The sequence below is a fragment of the Streptomyces sp. NPDC023157 genome, assembly GCF_055560575.1.
In genome coordinates this window covers 258,716-275,388 of record NZ_JBVHIL010000005.1, presented here as the reverse complement: position 1 = coordinate 275,388, position 16,673 = coordinate 258,716, and the positions used below count along the sequence as shown (strand labels likewise).

Below are 16,673 nucleotides of genomic sequence, written 5' to 3'. Positions count from 1 at the left end.
GGAGGGAAGGTTCTGCTGTGGTGAGGCGGTTCAGCGGGCCAGGGCGAGGACGCCCAGGGCGCTGCCTTGTTCGTCGATGACGGGCAGCACGTCGAGCCGACGGTGGCGCATCGCGCGGTCCGCTTCGGCCGTCGTGGTCAGGGGCGAGGTGAACAGCCCGCGGTCGCCGGGTACGGCGCGCAACCGGATCCGGTCGTTGTAGGCGGCGCTGTCGCGGACGGCGGTGAGCTGGGCCCGGGTGATCAGCCCGGTGCACAGGCCGTCCTCGTCGCAGACGAGGAGATGCCGGGTGCGCGCACTTGCCATCACGGCCAGGGCCACTTCGACCGTCATGTCATCGCCGACCTGTGGTCCGGCCACCTCCATGACGTCATTGACCGTCTGGGGCTCAGACCTGGTGTTCGACGAGCTGGGCTGCATCTGGACCACCGTCACGATATGCCTCCTGCACAGATGGGCGAGTTTCCGGATCACGTGGTTCTCAGGCCGCGGCGACGGCGGGCCGGCGGGCGCCGGCGCGCCGGGCAGCCGCGGCGGTGCCGCGTCGGCCGCGGGAGGAGGATGTGCTGCGCTTGCGCTGCTCGGCAGGCGGTGCGGTGATGGTGACCGGGATGCCGGAGGGGGCTTGGGCGCCGGTGATCCGGATCAGCTCTGCTTCACCCGAGCGGACCTGGCTGGTCTCGGGCACGATGCCGGCGTCCTGCATGAGACGGTTCATGCCACGGCGCTGCTGGGGCGTGACGAGGGTGACGACGCTGCCGGACTCGCCGGCCCGGGCGGTGCGGCCGCCGCGGTGGAGGTAGTCCTTGTGGTCGGTGGGCGGGTCCACGTTGACGACGAGGTCGAGGTTGTCGACATGGATGCCGCGGGCGGCGACGTTCGTCGCGACCAGGACCGTGACGTGCCCGGTCTTGAAGTGCGCCAGGGTGCGGGTGCGCTGCGGCTGGGTCTTCCCGCCGTGCAGGGCGGCGGCCCGGACGCCGGAGTTGAGGAGGTCCTCGGTGAGGCGGTCCACGGCGTGCTTGGTGTCCAGGAACATGATCACGCGGCCGTCGCGTGCCGCGATCTCCGTCGTCAGCCGCTGCTTGTCGGCGCCGTGCACGTGCAGGACGTGGTGCTCCATGGTGGTGACCGCGCCCTGGGAGGGGTCGACGGAGTGGACGACGGGGTCGGTGAGGTAGCGGCGGACCAGGAGGTCGACGTTGCGGTCCAGGGTCGCGGAGAACAGCATGCGCTGGCCCTCCGGGCGGACCTGGTTCAGCAGCGCGGTGACCTGGGGCATGAAGCCCATGTCGGCCATCTGGTCGGCTTCGTCCAGGACGGTGATGCCGACCTGGTTCAGCCGGCAGTCGCCGCGGTCGATGAGGTCCTTGAGGCGGCCGGGGGTGGCCACGACGACCTCGGCGCCGTTTCGCAGCGCGTTCGCCTGCCGGCCGATCGGCATCCCGCCGACGACGGTGGTCAGGCGCAGCTTCACGGCACGGGCGTAGGGCGTGAGGGCGTCGGTGACCTGCTGGGCGAGTTCCCGGGTGGGGACCAGTACCAGCGCCAGCGGCTGGCGGGGCTCGGCGAGCTGCCCGGCGGTGCGGGCCAGCAGGCCCAGACCGAAGGCGAGGGTCTTGCCGGAGCCGGTCCGGCCCCGGCCCAGGACGTCACGGCCGGCCAGGGAGTTCGGCAGCGTCGCGCCCTGGATGGGGAACGGCACGGACACGCCCTGCGCGGTGAGCGCGGCCAGCAGCGCCTTGGGCATGTCCAGGTCGGCGAACGCCTCGACGGCGGGCAGCGCCGGAGTGATCGTCTTCGGCAGGGCGAACTCGCCCTGCACCGGGGCGGGCCGCCGGCCCTGACCTCCCGAGCGGCGGGGAGCACCCGAACGGCTCGGGGCGGACGACACAGTGAAGCGGCTGCCTCGGGTCGAACCGGCGGCTGAGCCGAAAGCGGGAGCGCTGGTGCGGCGGGTTCGGGAAGAGCGGCTGTTCGTACGCGTGGGGTTCACAAAGAACCTTCCTTGATACGGCACGTATCGAGGAGTTCCGCAGCGTAAGAGCGGCATGCGGAATCACAGGTACGGACCGAATGGAATTCGAGAAGAGAAAGCGAGCGTGGCGCACGGTAAATTCGTGGCGACGCAGGCGGAAAGGAGATGTGCGCGGAAGTGAATCCGGGGCATCGAGGGGTACGGCTCCGAAGTGGGGGCTGCGTACCTTGAGAGGGTGTTCCGACAGGAGAAGTCACTGCGGAAATACATGCAGCTGGGGCCCGCACCCCGAGGGATGCGGGCCCCAGCTGCAAGATGCGCGTCGGCGTCAGACGGTGACGATGTTCTCGGCCGTCGGACCCTTCTGGCCCTGCGCGATGTCGAAGGTGACCTTCTGGCCCTCCTGCAGCTCGCGGAAGCCCTGGGCGGCGATGTTCGAGAAGTGGGCGAACACGTCAGCGCCGCCACCGTCCTGCTCGATGAAGCCGAAACCCTTTTCCGCGTTGAACCACTTTACGGTGCCAGCAGTCATGTCGTATCTCCTTGGGGCAGTACACCGGCATCCGTACCGTACGGATGTCGTATCGCCGCGATGATGCCCTGCCCGGAAAACGCCGGAAAGACAGAGGACTTCCGCGCGGTACACGGCGACGGGAGCACTCGGAGTTTTTGGGTACCAAAACTGCAACTGAGATGGACGATAGCACGTCCCCGTAGTATTTGTGCGTCAAATATTTCTCCTGGACGTCGCCGACAAAAACCCTCTCCGTGAGGGTTGGTAAAATCTCAGGTCGCGAACACAGGTATTGATGCACTCCGAATGTGGCGTTTCAAGAGCGGATGACGGGAATCGGACCCGCGCTATAAGCTTGGGAATCCCCCGGCACTTGGGCGTGCATGTGCCCTCTGACCTGCCGGAATGTTCGCCGGCGGATCTGTCCCGGCTGCTTCTGTGAGCCCCTTGGCGACCGCTGTTTACCGCCCCTGCTGGCACGTTGTGGCACGGCGCGGGCGCCGCCGACGTCGTTTCCCCCTGTCGTAGCCCTATGCGTCGACCGCAGCAGGGTCGAGGGAGTCGACGTCCTCCATGAAGGACAGCATCCGGGCGTTGACCACGTCGGGGTGGTCGATCTGCGGGCCGTGCCCCGTCGCGGTGATGATCTCGGCGCGGGCTCCGGGGACGAGGCGCGGAACGCGTTCCAGCTGCCGCTTGGGGTGTACGAGCAGGCTGTGCTTGCCCATGATGACGTAGAGCGGGGTCCGGATGGATCGCAGCGCGTCCTCGGCCAGCGGCAGTGGTGCGGGGCGGCGGATCCGGTACGCGCGGGCGCCGAGCTGAATCCACTTGCGCATCTCGGGGACGGCGATGACCGGCTGGTCCAGCCACTTGGCTAGCCGGGGGCGCAGCGCCTTGGGGGCGAGGGTGGCGAACAGGCTCACGAAGACCCAGGCGAAGAAGCGCAGGCCGACCTTCTCCAGACCGCCGGGGTCGAGGGCGGTGACCGAGGCGAGCCGTCCGGGCTGCCGATGGGCCTGGTTGAGCACCAGCCAGCCGCCGTAGGAGGAGCCGACGAGGTGGACACGGTCGAGGCCGAGCGCGTCGAGGGCCTCGTCCATCCATTGCGCGGCGCGCTCGGGTTGCCACATGGGCTCGCGGTGGACGCTGCGGTTGGCGTCGCCGGGGGTGTCGAGGGCGTAGACGGGGCGGTCGAGGCTGAGCCCGGGGGTGTTGGGATACCACATGGCGGAGGAGTACCCGGCGCCGTGGATCAAGACGATCGGTGTGCGGGACTCGGCCGCGGGGTCCTCGGGGCTGTACCGGTAGACGTGCGTGGTGCCGAAGCTGGTCTCCACGTCCGTCTCGGAGCGGGCGGGTGCCCCCATCGCGTAGAGGACGTCGGCGGCGGCGAAGTAGCGGTCGCGCAGGGTGTCGTTGACGTAGCGGCCGACGTCGCGGCGTACGCGGGCGGTGTTCTCGGGCACGGCGGCACCTCCGGTGAAGATCCGTCCTTCGTGGTACGACCGTATCACCAATGTGGTACATCGGTATCATGAAGGGGTTCGGGCGGCGGAGCGCGAACCCACCATCGACAGGCGGAGACACCCATGCCGAAGAGGGTCGACCACGAGGAGCGGCGCGCCCAGATCGCCGAGGCGCTCATCCAGGTGGCGGGGCGGCGGGGGCTGCATGCCGTCGGCATGCGGGACGTGGCCGCTGAGGCCGGTGTGTCGCTCAGGCTCGTGCAGTACTACTTCGAGACCAAGGAGAAGCTGCTCTTCTACGGCCTGCGGCACCTGACCGATCGCTTCACCGCGAGGGTGGGTGCCCGCTTGGCCGCTGTCGGCCCGGACCCGGGCCCTCGCGTCACGGTGGAGGCGCTGCTGCTGGCCTCGCTGCCGACCGACGAGGAGAGCCGCACGTTCCACCTGCTCTACAGCTCCTACGCGATCCTGTCCGTGACCGACGAGGCGCTGGCTGCCCAGCCCTTCATCGACAAGCCCGACGCCGCGGAGAACGCCCTGACCGGACTCCTCGAACAGGCGCAGGGGGCCGGCCTGGCCGACCCGGACGCCGACGCGCGCACGGAGGCGATCAGCCTGCTCGCGATGGCGGCGGCCATGGGCACCAGCATCCTCGTGGGCCAGCGGAGTCCGGAGTCGGCGATCGCGGTGCTCCGCCACCACCTGGACCGGATCTTCACGGCTGCCGGGACGTCCGAGAGGGGAGCGGGCTCAACCTGACGTGTCGCGAAGCGCTCGCGCGCGGCGCAGGGTGAGGTGCCGATCTGTACCGGTCCGGCGGATGTGGAGTCGGGCGGGGACAACAAACAAGCCCCAGGTCGCTGACCTGGGGCTTTGCTATGGAGCGGATGACGGGAATCGAACCCGCGCTATAAGCTTGGGAAGCTCATGTTCTACCATTAAACTACATCCGCGAAAGGTGCCCCGAAGATCGGTGCGCCATCGTCGCACACTGTACCCCATGCGCCACTTGAGGCGAAGTTCATGGCTTTCGGTGTGCGGAGTGCCGCCTGGAGCGGTGTCCCGTTGATCCCCTAATGTGGCTGTCTCGTCCACCACTTGCTTGTCGGGGAAGGGACTTGATCGGGTTGATCGAGCGCACCGTCGTCCGTTGTGCCGAAGGGCACGTCTTCAGCACCTCTTCGTTCCCGTTGCAGCATCTCGACGCGGGTCGGATCGGGCCCGGGCGGCTTGTCCGGTGTCCTCGGTGTGCGCGGCTGCGGCATGCGGTGCCCGTGGAGATCGGGCAGCGCTGACGATGTCCGGAGGGTGCGGGTGCTTCCCGATTGGGGGAGCTCCGCACCCTCTGCGTATCGTGGGAGCGTGCTTCTCTCAGACAAGGACATCCGGGCCGAGATCGATGCCGGACGGGTGCGCATCGACCCGTACGACGAATTCATGGTGCAGCCCTCGAGCATCGACGTGAGGCTTGACCGCTTCTTCCGGGTGTTCGAGAACCACCGCCACCCCCACATCGATCCCGCCATCGAGCAGCTGGACCTGACGCGCGAGGTCGAGCCGGAGGGGGACGAGGCGTTCATCCTGCACCCCGGTGAGTTCGTGCTCGCCTCGACCTACGAGGTCATCACCCTGCCGGACGACATCGCGTCGCGTCTGGAGGGGAAGAGTTCCCTGGGGCGGCTCGGGCTCGTCACGCACTCGACCGCCGGGTTCATCGACCCCGGCTTCTCGGGGCACGTGACCCTGGAGCTGTCGAACCTGGCGACCCTGCCGATCAAGCTGTGGCCGGGGATGAAGATCGGGCAGCTGTGCATGTTCCGGCTGAGCTCGCCCGCCGAGTTCCCGTACGGCAGCGAGCGCTACGGCTCCCGGTACCAGGGGCAGCGGGGGCCGACGGCCTCCCGCTCCTACTTGAACTTCCATCGGACCCAGGTGTGAGGCGGTCGCAGGCATGAGTGAAGTACGCGAGAACCTGACGTACGAGGGCTTCGGCACCGCCGTCCGCGAGCTGGCGCAGACCATCGCCGACGACGGCTACGAGCCGGACATCGTGCTCTCCATCGCCCGCGGCGGCGTCTTCGTCGCCGGCGGTCTGGCCTACGCGCTCGACTGTAAGAACATCCACCTCGTGAACGTGGAGTTCTACACCGGCGTCGGCACCACCTTGGAGATGCCGGTCATGCTGGCACCCGTGCCCGACGCGATCGACTTCTCCGACAAGAAGGTCCTGATCACCGACGACGTCGCCGACACCGGCAAGACGCTCAAGCTGGTCCACGACTTCTGTGTCGACCACGTCGCCGAGGTCCGTTCGGCCGTCATCTACGAGAAGTCGCACTCCCTCGTGAAGTGCGAGTACGTGTGGAAGAAGACCGACGAGTGGATCAACTTCCCGTGGAGCGTCGAGCCGCCCGTCGTACGGCGTGAGGGCCAGGTTCTCGACGCCTGAGGCGACGCGGGGGGCCGGCGAGGCCCCGTGGCGAGTACGACGTGAGAAGGCCCCCACCGGCTCCTGAGCCGGTGGGGGCCTTCCCTTGCGTGTGTCCTCTTACAGCGTGCCCAGCTTGATCAGGCTCAGCAGGCCCACCAGCTGGATCGCCGACGCGCCCAGGGCCTTCGGCCACGGCAGGTCGTGGGAGCGGCTCACCATGACCGTGAAGAGGGCGCCGGCCGCCAGCCAGGTCAGCCAGCCGATGACCTGCACCAGGCCGTTCTCGCCGCCCAGGAAGAGGGCGAAGACCAGGCGGGGCGCGTCCGTGATCGACATGATCAGCATCGACAGGCCCACCGTCGGCTGCCAGGCACCGTCGCCGCCGAGCTGGCGGGCCAGCGTGTGCGTGACCGCGCCCAGGATCAGGCCGCCGACGACGAAGCCGACCGCCGTCATCAGGACGTACGGGACGGCGGTCGACAGGGTCGCGTTGATCGCCTCGTCGCGCGCCTTGTCGAAGCCGAAGATCGCGAGCAGTCCGTAGAGGAACGTGACGACCAGCGCCGGGCCCCACACGGCGTGGTCCCGCATCCGCAGGAAGGTGTCCGCCGGGCGCAGCACGATGCCGCTCAGCAGGGCCTTCCAGGGCAGCCGTGGGCCCGTGGGGGCGGGGGCGGCGCCGGCCTGGTACGTGGCGCCCGCGCCGTACGGGTCGTCGTGGACGCTGAAGACCTGGGTGTGGCCCGGGTTGTTCGCCGCCGCGTACTGCTGCTGGTGCTGCTGCGGGTGCGGGTCGCCGAAGTACTCGGGCTCGCCGTACGCCTGCTGCTGGTGCTGCTGCGGGTACTGCTGCTGCGGGTACGACGGAGGTGCCGCGTCGTACCCGTACGGCCCCTGCTGCGGGCGTTGCGGGCGCTGCGGTTGTTGCGGTTGCTGCGGGGGGCCTCCGGCCCGGCCGCGTCCGTTCCTGAATCCAGCCACGTCCATGAACGTACCCGGTCCCGACGTGTGTTCGCTCCTCGGAGGCGGAGTGCGGCAGAGCTGTGACATCCCCTAGGGGTTGCCCGGACGACGGAGAGGGCCGCCCCCGCTTCTCCGCGGGGGCGGCCCTCTCGACGGCGTTACGGCCTTACGGCCTTACAGCGTCACGGCCTTACGCGGCCGGCTCCGGCTCCGGCTCGGTCGCCGGCTCCGGCTCCGGGTCCGCCGGGGTCTTCACCGAGTCGAGGAGCAGCTGGGCCACGTCCACGACCTGGAGGCTCTCCTTCGCCTTGCCGTCGTTCTTCTTGCCGTTGACGGAGTCCGTCAGCATGACCAGGCAGAACGGGCAGGCGGTGGAGACGATGTCCGGGTTGAGGGACAGGGCCTCGTCGACGCGCTCGGTGTTGATGCGCTTGCCGATGCGCTCCTCCATCCACATCCGGGCACCGCCGGCGCCGCAGCAGAAGCCGCGCTCCTTGTGGCGGTGCATCTCCTGCTGGCGCAGGCCGGGGACGGCGGACATGATCTCGCGCGGCGGGGTGTAGACCTTGTTGTGGCGGCCCAGGTAGCACGGGTCGTGGTACGTGATCAGGCCGTCGACCGGGGTCACCGGGACCAGCTTGCCCTCGTCGATGAGGTGCTGGAGCAGCTGGGTGTGGTGGATGACCTCGTACTCGCCGCCGAGCTGCGGGTACTCGTTGGCGATGGTGTTGAAGCAGTGCGGGCAGGTCGAGACGATCTTCTTCGCCGACTTCGGCTTCTTCGTCGCCTCGTCCTCGTCGTCTTCACCGAACGCCATGTTCAGCATCGCGACGTTCTCCTGGCCGAGCTGCTGGAACAGCGGCTCGTTGCCCAGGCGGCGCGGGGAGTCGCCGGTGCACTTCTCCTCGCCGCCCATGATCGCGAACTTGACGCCCGCGATGTGCAGCAGCTCCGCGAAGGCCTTCGTGGTCTTCTTGGCGCGGTCCTCCAGGGCGCCGGCGCAGCCGACCCAGTAGAGGTAGTCGACCTCGGTGAGGTCCTCGATGTCCTTGCCGACGATCGGGACCTCGAAGTCGACCTCCTTGGTCCACTCGACGCGCTGCTTCTTCGCCAGGCCCCAGGGGTTGCCCTTCTTCTCCAGGTTCTTGAGCATCGTGCCCGCCTCGGACGGGAACGCGGACTCGATCATCACCTGGTAGCGGCGCATGTCGACGATGTGGTCGATGTGCTCGATGTCGACCGGGCACTGCTCGACGCAGGCGCCGCAGGTGGTGCAGGACCACAGGACGTCGGGGTCGATGACGCCGTTCTCCTCGGCGGTGCCGATGAGGGGGCGCTCGGCCTCGGCGATCGCGGCGGCGGGGACGTCCTTGAGCTGCTCCTCGGTGGCCTTCTCGTTGCCCTCCATGTCCTTGCCGCCGCCGGCGAGCAGGTACGGGGCCTTGGCGTGCGCGTGGTCGCGCAGCGACATGATGAGGAGCTTCGGGGAGAGCGGCTTGCCGGTGTTCCAGGCGGGGCACTGCGACTGGCAGCGGCCGCACTCGGTGCAGGTGGAGAAGTCGAGCAGGCCCTTCCAGGAGAACTGCTCGACCTGGGAGACGCCGTAGACGTCGTCCTCGCCCGGGTCCTCGAAGTCGATCGCCTTGCCGCCGGAGGTCATCGGCTGGAGCGCGCCGAGGGCGGTGCCGCCGGTGGCTTCGCGCTTGAACCAGATGTTGGGGAAGGCGAGGAAGCGGTGCCAGGCGACGCCCATGTTGGTGTTCAGGCTCACCGTGATCATCCAGACCATGGTGGTGCCCAGCTTGACCATGGCGGTGAAGTAGATGAGGTTCTGCAGCGTCGCGGTGCTGAGGCCCTTGAAGGCCAGGACCAGCGGGTACGAGGCGAAGTACGCGGCCTCGTAGTGCTCGACGTGGTGGATCGCGCCTTCGAGGCCGCGCAGCACGTAGATCGCCAGGCCGATGATGAGGATGACGTACTCGACGAAGTACGCCTGGCCCATCTTGGAGCCCGCGAAGCGGGACTTGCGGCCGGGCCGCGAGGGCAGGCTCAGCAGGCGGATCGCCATCAGGACGACGATGCCGACGGTGGTCATGGCCGCGATGAACTCGATGTACAGCTCGTACGGCAGGAACCCGCCGATGATCGGCAGCGTCCAGTCGGCCTGGAACAGCTGGCCGTACGCGGTGATGATCGTCGGCGGCAGGGTCAGGAAGCCGATGGCGACGAACCAGTGGGCGAAGCCCACGATGCCCCAGCGGTTCATGCGCGTGTGGCCGAGGAACTCCCGGACGAGCGTCACGCTGCGCTGGTAGGGGTTGTCGGTGCGGGCGCCGGCCGGGAGGCGCTGGCCCAGCTTGAAGTAGCGGACGAACTGACCGATGGCGCGAGCGAGCAGGGCAACGCCGACCACGGTCAGGGCCAGCGACACGATGATCGCGGCGAGCTGCATGAGGGGCTCCTCGGGCGGGGGCCAGTCGGGCCTACTAAGCGGTAACTTATTTAGTCCGTGCCGAGATTACCCGTTCGTGGCGCCGCACTGTAGCGGAGCTCACGGTGATCTGTGTCGCTCAGGCAACCCTCGCCGCCGGTTCCGCGTGGCGGCGGCGTCGGACTGCAGGAAGCGTACGCGCAAGGATCACCAGGTCCATGCCCAGCCAGTGGTGATCCACGTAGTGGAGATCGAGCAGCTCGCGCTCCTCCCAGGGCAGCTCCGAGCGCCCGCTGATCTGCCACAGGCCCGTCATCCCCGGGCGTACGGAGAGCCGGCGGCGCCCGTCCCCGGTGGACTCCCGGTGTCCTGGGGGCAGCGGACACGGCCCCACCAGCGACATCTCGCCCCGTACGACGTGCAGCAGCAGCGGCAGCGTGGCCAGCGGGCTCTTCGTGCGGAAGGTCAGCATCGTGAAGGTCCGGCCGCCCCGGCCCGCGACCGGGCGGCGCCGCAGCACCCCGTGCGGGCTGCTGGTCCCGACGGTGACGGAGAGGGCGACGAGGGCGATCAGCGGGGAGAGGACGGCCAGCAGGGCCAGCCCGCCGGCCACGTCGACCGCGCGTTTCGCCGTCATGCACTCACACCTTCCGGCGAGAATCATGGGATATGTCCGGACTCTCTCACGCCGCACCGGTCCTTATCGGGGAATGACGCGCCCTCTGCGACCCTTTGAGGAAGACCTTTGAGCGGGGGGGAGGGTGAAGAGTTGAGTCGGGTCCACTCAGGTCTGTTGACTTGGGTCGGCCCCTCATGCATCCTTGAGTCAGTTCCACTCAAGTCATTCCGTTGGAGGAATCGAAAATGGCACGTGCGGTCGGCATCGACCTGGGTACGACCAACTCCGTCGTCAGCGTTCTGGAAGGCGGCGAGCCCACCGTCATCACCAACGCCGAAGGCGCCAGGACCACGCCGTCCGTCGTCGCCTTCGCGAAGAACGGTGAGGTGCTGGTCGGCGAGGTCGCCAAGCGTCAGGCGGTCACCAACGTCGACCGGACCATCCGGTCCGTGAAGCGCCACATGGGCACCGACTGGAAGATCGAGCTGGACGGGAAGAACTTCAACCCGCAGCAGATGTCCGCCTTCATCCTCCAGAAGCTGAAGCGCGACGCCGAGGCGTACCTGGGCGAGAAGGTGACCGACGCGGTCATCACCGTCCCCGCGTACTTCAACGACTCGGAGCGCCAGGCCACCAAGGAGGCCGGTGAGATCGCGGGCCTCAACGTCCTGCGCATCGTCAACGAGCCGACCGCGGCCGCCCTGGCCTACGGCCTCGACAAGGACGACCAGACGATCCTCGTCTTCGACCTCGGTGGCGGCACCTTCGACGTGTCCCTCCTGGAGATCGGCGACGGCGTCGTCGAGGTGAAGGCCACCAACGGTGACAACCACCTCGGTGGTGACGACTGGGACCAGCGCGTCGTCGACTACCTGGTGAAGCAGTTCGCCAACGGCCACGGCGTGGACCTGTCCAAGGACAAGATGGCCCTCCAGCGCCTGCGCGAGGCCGCCGAGAAGGCCAAGATCGAGCTGTCCTCCTCCACGGAGACCACGATCAACCTGCCCTACATCACGGCCTCCGCCGAGGGCCCGCTGCACCTGGACGAGAAGCTCACGCGCGCCCAGTTCCAGCAGCTGACCGCGGACCTCCTGGACCGCTGCAAGACCCCGTTCCACAACGTCATCAAGGACGCCGGCATCGCGCTGTCCGAGATCGACCACGTGGTCCTCGTCGGCGGCTCGACCCGCATGCCGGCCGTCGCGGAGCTCGTCAAGGAGCTGACCGGCGGCAACGAGGCCAACAAGGGTGTGAACCCGGACGAGGTCGTCGCCATCGGCGCCGTCCTGCAGGCCGGTGTCCTCAAGGGCGAGGTCAAGGACGTCCTGCTCCTCGACGTCACCCCGCTGTCCCTCGGCATCGAGACCAAGGGCGGCATCATGACGAAGCTCATCGAGCGCAACACCACGATCCCGACCAAGCGGTCCGAGATCTTCACGACGGCCGAGGACAACCAGCCGTCCGTGCAGATCCAGGTCTACCAGGGCGAGCGCGAGATCGCGGCGTACAACAAGAAGCTGGGCATGTTCGAGCTGACCGGCCTCCCGCCGGCCCCGCGCGGCGTCCCGCAGATCGAGGTCGCCTTCGACATCGACGCCAACGGCATCATGCACGTGACCGCGAAGGACCTGGGCACGGGCAAGGAGCAGAAGATGACCGTCACCGGCGGCTCCTCGCTGCCGAAGGACGAGGTCAACCGGATGCGTGAGGAGGCCGAGCAGTACGCGGAGGAGGACCACCGCCGCCGCGAGGCCGCCGAGAGCCGCAACCAGGGCGAGCAGCTCGTCTACCAGACGGAGAAGTTCCTCAAGGACAACGAGGACAAGGTCCCCGGTGAGGTCAAGACCGAGGTCGAGGCCGCCGTCGCCGAGCTGAAGGAGAAGCTCAAGGGCGAGGACACCGCCGAGATCCGTACGGCCACCGAGAAGGTCGCGGCCGTCTCCCAGAAGCTGGGCCAGGCGATGTACGCCGACGCGCAGGCCGCCCAGGGTGCCGCCGGCGCCGAGGGTGCCCAGCAGGCGCAGGACGACGACGTCGTCGACGCCGAGATCGTCGACGACGAGAAGCCGAAGGGCGGCGCTGCCTGATGTCGGAGGAGACCCCGGGCTTCGAGGAGAAGCCCGAAGTCCCCGCCGAGGGCACGCCCGAGGAGCCCGAGACGACCGCTGCCGCCGCCTCCGCCGACCAGGCGGAGGGGGCGGCCCCGGCCGGGGACGCGAGTGACGTGGCCCTGCTGGCGCAGCTGGACCAGGCCCGCACGGCGCTCGGCGAGCGCACGACGGACCTCCAGCGTCTGCAGGCCGAGTACCAGAACTACCGCCGCCGGGTCGAGCGGGACCGGGTGACGGTCAAGGAGATCGCCGTGGCGAGCCTCCTGACCGAGCTGCTGCCCGTGCTCGACGACATCGGCCGGGCCCGGGAGCACGGCGAGCTCGTCGGCGGCTTCAAGTCGGTCGCCGAGTCGCTGGAGACCGTCGCCGCCAAGATGGGCCTCCAGCAGTTCGGCAAGGAGGGCGAGCCCTTCGACCCGACGATCCACGAGGCCCTGATGCACTCGTACGCGCCGGACGTCACCGAGACGACCTGTGTGGCGATCCTGCAGCCGGGGTACCGGATCGGCGAGCGGACCATCCGGCCCGCCCGTGTGGCCGTCGCCGAGCCCCAGCCGGGCGCGGCCGCCGGCGGCAAGGAAGAGCCGAAGGCCGACGAGGAGAGCGGTGCCCCCGAAGAGGGGTGACGCAGTGACCGTCCGGAAGGAGGGACGTCGATGAGTACGAAGGACTTCGTCGAGAAGGACTACTACAAGGTTCTCGGCGTCCCCAAGGACGCCACCGACGCCGAGATCAAGAAGGCGTACCGGAAGCTGGCCCGCGAGAACCACCCGGACGCCAACAAGAGCGACACCAACGCGGAGGAGCGCTTCAAGGAGATCTCCGAGGCGAACGACGTCCTCGGCGACCCCAAGAAGCGCAAGGAGTACGACGACGCGCGTGCCCTGTTCGGCAACGGTGGCTTCCGCGCCGGACCCGGCGGGGCGGGCGGCTCGTTCAACTTCGACCTGGGCGACCTCTTCGGCGGCGCCCAGGGCCCCGGCGGAGCCGGTGGCTTCGGGGGCGGCGGCGGCCTCGGGGACGTCTTCGGCGGCCTGTTCAACCGGGGCGCGGGCGGTGCGGGCACCCGTACGCAGCCGCGCCGCGGCCAGGACATCGAGTCCGAGGTGACCCTCAGCTTCACCGAGGCCATCGAGGGCGCGACCGTGCCCCTGCGCATGTCCAGCCAGCAGCCCTGCAAGGCGTGTTCGGGCACCGGCGACAAGAACGGCACCCCGCGGGTGTGCCCGACCTGTGTCGGCACCGGGCAGGTCTCGCGCGGCAGCGGCGGCGGCTTCTCGCTGACCGACCCGTGCGTGGACTGCAAGGGCCGCGGCCTGATCGCCGAGAACCCCTGCGAGGTCTGCAAGGGCAGCGGCCGGGCCAAGTCCTCGCGCACCATGCAGGTCCGCATCCCCGCGGGCGTCAGCGACAGCCAGAAGATCCGGCTGCGCGGCAAGGGAGCCCCGGGCGAGCGCGGCGGGCAGAACGGCGATCTGTACGTCGTCGTGCACGTCGACGCGCACCCGGTGTTCGGCCGCAAGGAGGACAACCTCACCGTCACGGTGCCCGTCAGCTTCGACGAGGCGGCGCTCGGCGGCGAGGTCAAGGTGCCGACGCTGGGCGGCCCCCCGGTCACCCTGAAGCTGCCCGCGGGCACGCCCAACGGGCGCACGATGCGCGCCCGTGGCAAGGGCGCGGTCCGCAAGGACGGCACGCGCGGCGACCTCCTCGTGACCGTGGAGATCGCGGTGCCGAAGGACCTGGCCGACAAGGCCCGTGAGGCCTTGGAGACCTACCGCGAGGCCACGGCGGGCGAGGACCCCAGGGCAGAGCTGTTCCAGGCCGCGAAGGGAGCTTGAGGACATGGACGGCCGTCGCCGACCGCCCGGATTCGGGAACAGGGCATACGAACTGACCGACGAGACGCCGGTGTACGTCATCTCGGTGGCGGCCCAGCTGTCCGGTCTGCACCCGCAGACCCTGCGCCAGTACGACCGGCTGGGTCTGGTCTCCCCGGACCGCACCGCGGGCCGTGGGCGCCGTTACTCGGCCCGTGACATCGAGCTGCTCCGCCAGGTGCAGCAGCTGTCGCAGGACGAGGGCATCAACCTGGCCGGGATCAAGCGCATCATCGAGCTGGAGCACCAGGTCGCGGCGTTGCAGAGCCGGATCGCCGAGCTGTCGACGGCGGTCGAGGGCGCGGCGGCGGCGATGCGCCAGCGCGAGGCCCAGGTCCACGCCTCGTACCGGCGCGACCTGGTGCCGTACACGGACGTCCAGCAGGCGAGCGCCCTGGTGGTGTGGCGGCCGTCCCACAAGCGCGGCGAGTAGCCCCGCGGCTCCCCTTCGCAGGGACGCACGTACGCACGCCCGAGGCCCCCTTTCCGTTCCGGCGGAGGGGGCCTCGGGCGTGCGCGCGTCCGGGCCCGGGGCACGGGCGCCGGTCCCGTCAGTCGTTCTGCTCGGGGTCCGGTCCCGGGCCCGGTTCGTCGAGGATGCCGGACTGGGCGATGAGGAAGCCGAGTTGGGCGCGGCTGCCGCTGCCGAGGGTGGCGGCCAGTTTGGCGATGTGGGCGCGGCAGGTGCGCACGTTCATGCCGAGGCGGCGGGCGATGGCCTCGTCGACGTGGCCCTCGACGAGCAGCTTGGCGATGGAGTGCTGGACGCCGCTGATGCCGTCCCTGCGCTGCGCGTTGGGGACCTGCTCGCCGAAGGGGGTGGCGCGGGCCCAGGACTGCTCGAAGACGGTCGCCAGGTACTCCACGAGGCCGGGGTGGCGCAGTTCCAGGGCGACCTGGCGGTCCTGGCGGGCGGGGATGAGGGCGACGGAGCGGTCGATGATGATGAGCCGCTCGATGCTCTCCTCCAGGGTGCGGACCTGGAGCCGGTCCATGCCGGCCTGTTCGAGGTAGACCTGCATGCCGGGGCTGTGGCGGGCGGTGTGCTGGTAGAGGGTGCGCACCCGTACGCCGCGGTCGAGGAGCGGCTGGACGCGGTTGAGGGCGGTGTTGAGGGTGTGTTCGCTGCGTCCGCCGCCGGGCTGGACGGTGAGGAGCTCCTGGGAGCACTCGGCGGTGGCCCGGCCGAGGACGGCGTCGATGCGGTGGATGCCTTCGAGCACCGTGATGGCGTGGGTGGTCGAGGGGTCCTGGGCGCTGATCGCCATGAAGGGCTCGAACGTGCTGGAGAGGCCTATGGCCAGGGCGCGCCGGTCCTGGATCTCGCGCTCCAGCGGCTGGACGAGCCGGGCGAGAGCGGCGGACGGCGGGACGGGCCGCAGCCAGGACGGATCGTCCGGATCCGGATGCAACAGGTCGAGATCCATGAGGCAGGGTGCGGCTTCTGCCTCGCTCCTGGTTATTCGTCCGATCCGCAACGCACTTGCGTACAAGTCCGTTCCGGCTGCACAGAGGTCGACATGCCCGTGAGGATGTGTCGGTTCTGTCAGTTTCTGCGGCATATGCACACCCCCCAGGATCCTGTATTTCAGGAACATGATGCATTGCCCAGGTGGTGCCAGCGCAAAGACTGAGCCATCGTCTTGTACGCGGGGGAGAGGAAACCATCAAGTGAGGTCGAAGCCGCTCATGTCCACGAAACTGCTTCGCTCGATACTTGCTTCCGTCTTCATTGGGGCGGCGGCAGTGGGAGCGCTGGCCGTCAGCGACCCGGTGTGGGACAGCGCGCCCGCCAAGGTCGTCGCGGCACCGATTGACCCCGTCTGGGACTTCGCCCCGGTCGGTCAGCTCGACCCGGTATGGGATTCCAGCCGGGCGGACGCGGACGCATGACCGTGCCTCCGGACGACCGGACCTTCCGGCGGGAGATGGCTTCGGCCTACCGGTCCGGGTGGCACTTCGTCGATCTCGTCACGGCCATCCCCCACCGTGGCGACTCGTTGATGGTCACCCTCTTCGGAGAACCGATCGTGGTCGCCAGGGAGCAGGACGAGGACGTCCGTGCGTACCGGTGTCTGCGCCGGCCCCGTGGCGCTCCGCAGCCCGTCCGCTGTGCCATCCGGTACGGCATGATCTTCGTCAACCTCGACCAGCGTGACCACCAGCTGGTCGAACCAGAGACCATCACCGCCACCCCCCGCAGTGCCTGAGCGGTTCCCCCGTCGTTGTAGATCGCTCAGGTACTTCCCCCACACAGCGGCGCCATCGCGAACCTGA

Annotated in this window: 17 protein-coding genes and 1 tRNA gene; 9 read left to right on the top strand and 9 right to left on the bottom strand. The window is 69.0% G+C overall.

Features of this window, described 5'->3' with window-relative positions; genetic code table 11:
• Positions 1-30 precede the first annotated feature (30 nt).
• The 4 genes from ACZ3ZE_RS19885 to ACZ3ZE_RS19870 all read right to left on the bottom strand — a co-directional run bounded on the left by ACZ3ZE_RS19885 (position 31) and on the right by ACZ3ZE_RS19870 (position 3,961).
• Positions 31-435 carry a CBS domain-containing protein gene (locus ACZ3ZE_RS19885; protein ID WP_361168789.1) on the bottom strand — a complete coding sequence of 135 codons (405 nt, stop codon included), beginning with the start codon at positions 433-435 and terminating at the stop codon, positions 31-33.
• Between the two features lie 46 nt (positions 436-481).
• A complete protein-coding gene (locus ACZ3ZE_RS19880) occupies positions 482-1,996 on the bottom strand; it encodes a DEAD/DEAH box helicase (protein ID WP_361620867.1) in 1,515 nt (504 codons plus the stop codon).
• 310 nt (positions 1,997-2,306) lie between these two features.
• Complete coding sequence (locus ACZ3ZE_RS19875) at positions 2,307-2,510, bottom strand: cold-shock protein (protein WP_266976802.1); 204 nt, start codon at positions 2,508-2,510, stop codon at positions 2,307-2,309.
• 512 nt (positions 2,511-3,022) lie between these two features.
• The gene (locus ACZ3ZE_RS19870) at positions 3,023-3,961 is read right to left on the bottom strand and encodes an alpha/beta fold hydrolase (RefSeq protein WP_467259960.1); all 939 of its coding nucleotides are present in this window, start codon (positions 3,959-3,961) and stop codon (positions 3,023-3,025) included.
• Between the two features lie 123 nt (positions 3,962-4,084).
• On the opposite strand from ACZ3ZE_RS19870, the gene ACZ3ZE_RS19865 reads away from it, so the two are divergent.
• Positions 4,085-4,720 carry a TetR/AcrR family transcriptional regulator gene (locus tag ACZ3ZE_RS19865; protein WP_361168798.1) on the top strand — a complete coding sequence of 212 codons (636 nt, stop codon included), beginning with the start codon at positions 4,085-4,087 and terminating at the stop codon, positions 4,718-4,720.
• 120 nt (positions 4,721-4,840) lie between these two features.
• On the opposite strand, the gene ACZ3ZE_RS19860 is transcribed toward ACZ3ZE_RS19865, so the two are convergent.
• Positions 4,841-4,914: transfer RNA gene (locus tag ACZ3ZE_RS19860), tRNA-Gly, on the bottom strand.
• 409 nt (positions 4,915-5,323) lie between these two features.
• Between ACZ3ZE_RS19860 and dcd the strand changes: the two genes are divergently transcribed.
• Together dcd and ACZ3ZE_RS19850 are read left to right on the top strand one after the other, a co-directional pair.
• Positions 5,324-5,899 (top strand): dCTP deaminase, encoded by a 576-nt coding sequence (gene dcd, locus ACZ3ZE_RS19855; RefSeq protein WP_361168801.1) that lies wholly within the window; start codon positions 5,324-5,326, stop codon positions 5,897-5,899.
• 13 nt (positions 5,900-5,912) lie between these two features.
• Positions 5,913-6,410, top strand: a complete 498-nt coding sequence (locus ACZ3ZE_RS19850; protein ID WP_317596877.1) for a phosphoribosyltransferase — start codon at positions 5,913-5,915, stop codon at positions 6,408-6,410.
• A gap of 99 nt (positions 6,411-6,509) precedes the next feature.
• Here ACZ3ZE_RS19850 and ACZ3ZE_RS19845 read toward each other — a convergent pair whose 3' ends face one another.
• The 3 genes from ACZ3ZE_RS19845 to ACZ3ZE_RS19835 form a co-directional block, all read right to left on the bottom strand.
• Positions 6,510-7,442, bottom strand: coding sequence for a Yip1 family protein (locus ACZ3ZE_RS19845; protein WP_442303632.1), 933 nt, complete (start codon positions 7,440-7,442; stop codon positions 6,510-6,512).
• Between the two features lie 103 nt (positions 7,443-7,545).
• Entirely contained in the window at positions 7,546-9,807 is a 2,262-nt protein-coding gene (locus ACZ3ZE_RS19840) for a (Fe-S)-binding protein (RefSeq protein ID WP_361168807.1), read from the bottom strand.
• A gap of 118 nt (positions 9,808-9,925) precedes the next feature.
• Positions 9,926-10,423 carry a sugar transferase gene (locus ACZ3ZE_RS19835; protein ID WP_361168810.1) on the bottom strand — a complete coding sequence of 166 codons (498 nt, stop codon included), beginning with the start codon at positions 10,421-10,423 and terminating at the stop codon, positions 9,926-9,928.
• A gap of 227 nt (positions 10,424-10,650) precedes the next feature.
• Here ACZ3ZE_RS19835 and dnaK point away from each other — a divergent pair, with 227 nt between their 5' ends.
• From dnaK to ACZ3ZE_RS19815, 4 genes are read left to right on the top strand one after another with little or no spacing between them, the layout of a single operon-like run.
• Complete coding sequence (dnaK, locus tag ACZ3ZE_RS19830; protein ID WP_361168813.1) at positions 10,651-12,492, top strand: molecular chaperone DnaK; 1,842 nt, start codon at positions 10,651-10,653, stop codon at positions 12,490-12,492.
• Positions 12,492-13,142, top strand: a complete 651-nt coding sequence (gene grpE / locus ACZ3ZE_RS19825) for a nucleotide exchange factor GrpE (RefSeq protein ID WP_361168816.1) — start codon at positions 12,492-12,494, stop codon at positions 13,140-13,142. The genes dnaK and grpE overlap by 1 nt, the downstream gene beginning before the upstream one ends.
• A 30-nt stretch (positions 13,143-13,172) precedes the next feature.
• Complete coding sequence (gene dnaJ / locus ACZ3ZE_RS19820) at positions 13,173-14,357, top strand: molecular chaperone DnaJ (RefSeq protein ID WP_361168819.1); 1,185 nt, start codon at positions 13,173-13,175, stop codon at positions 14,355-14,357.
• Between the two features lie 4 nt (positions 14,358-14,361).
• Complete coding sequence (locus ACZ3ZE_RS19815; RefSeq protein WP_361168822.1) at positions 14,362-14,829, top strand: heat shock protein transcriptional repressor HspR; 468 nt, start codon at positions 14,362-14,364, stop codon at positions 14,827-14,829.
• Positions 14,830-14,947: 118 nt separating this feature from the next.
• Here ACZ3ZE_RS19815 and ACZ3ZE_RS19810 read toward each other — a convergent pair whose 3' ends face one another.
• A complete protein-coding gene (locus ACZ3ZE_RS19810) occupies positions 14,948-15,958 on the bottom strand; it encodes a helix-turn-helix transcriptional regulator (RefSeq protein WP_361168825.1) in 1,011 nt (336 codons plus the stop codon).
• Positions 15,959-16,085: 127 nt separating this feature from the next.
• Between ACZ3ZE_RS19810 and ACZ3ZE_RS19805 the strand changes: the two genes are divergently transcribed.
• The gene (locus ACZ3ZE_RS19805) at positions 16,086-16,289 is read left to right on the top strand and encodes a hypothetical protein (protein WP_467259957.1); all 204 of its coding nucleotides are present in this window, start codon (positions 16,086-16,088) and stop codon (positions 16,287-16,289) included.
• Complete coding sequence (locus ACZ3ZE_RS19800; protein WP_046910328.1) at positions 16,286-16,606, top strand: Rieske (2Fe-2S) protein; 321 nt, start codon at positions 16,286-16,288, stop codon at positions 16,604-16,606. The genes ACZ3ZE_RS19805 and ACZ3ZE_RS19800 overlap by 4 nt, the downstream gene beginning before the upstream one ends.
• Positions 16,607-16,673: the final 67 nt, after the last annotated feature.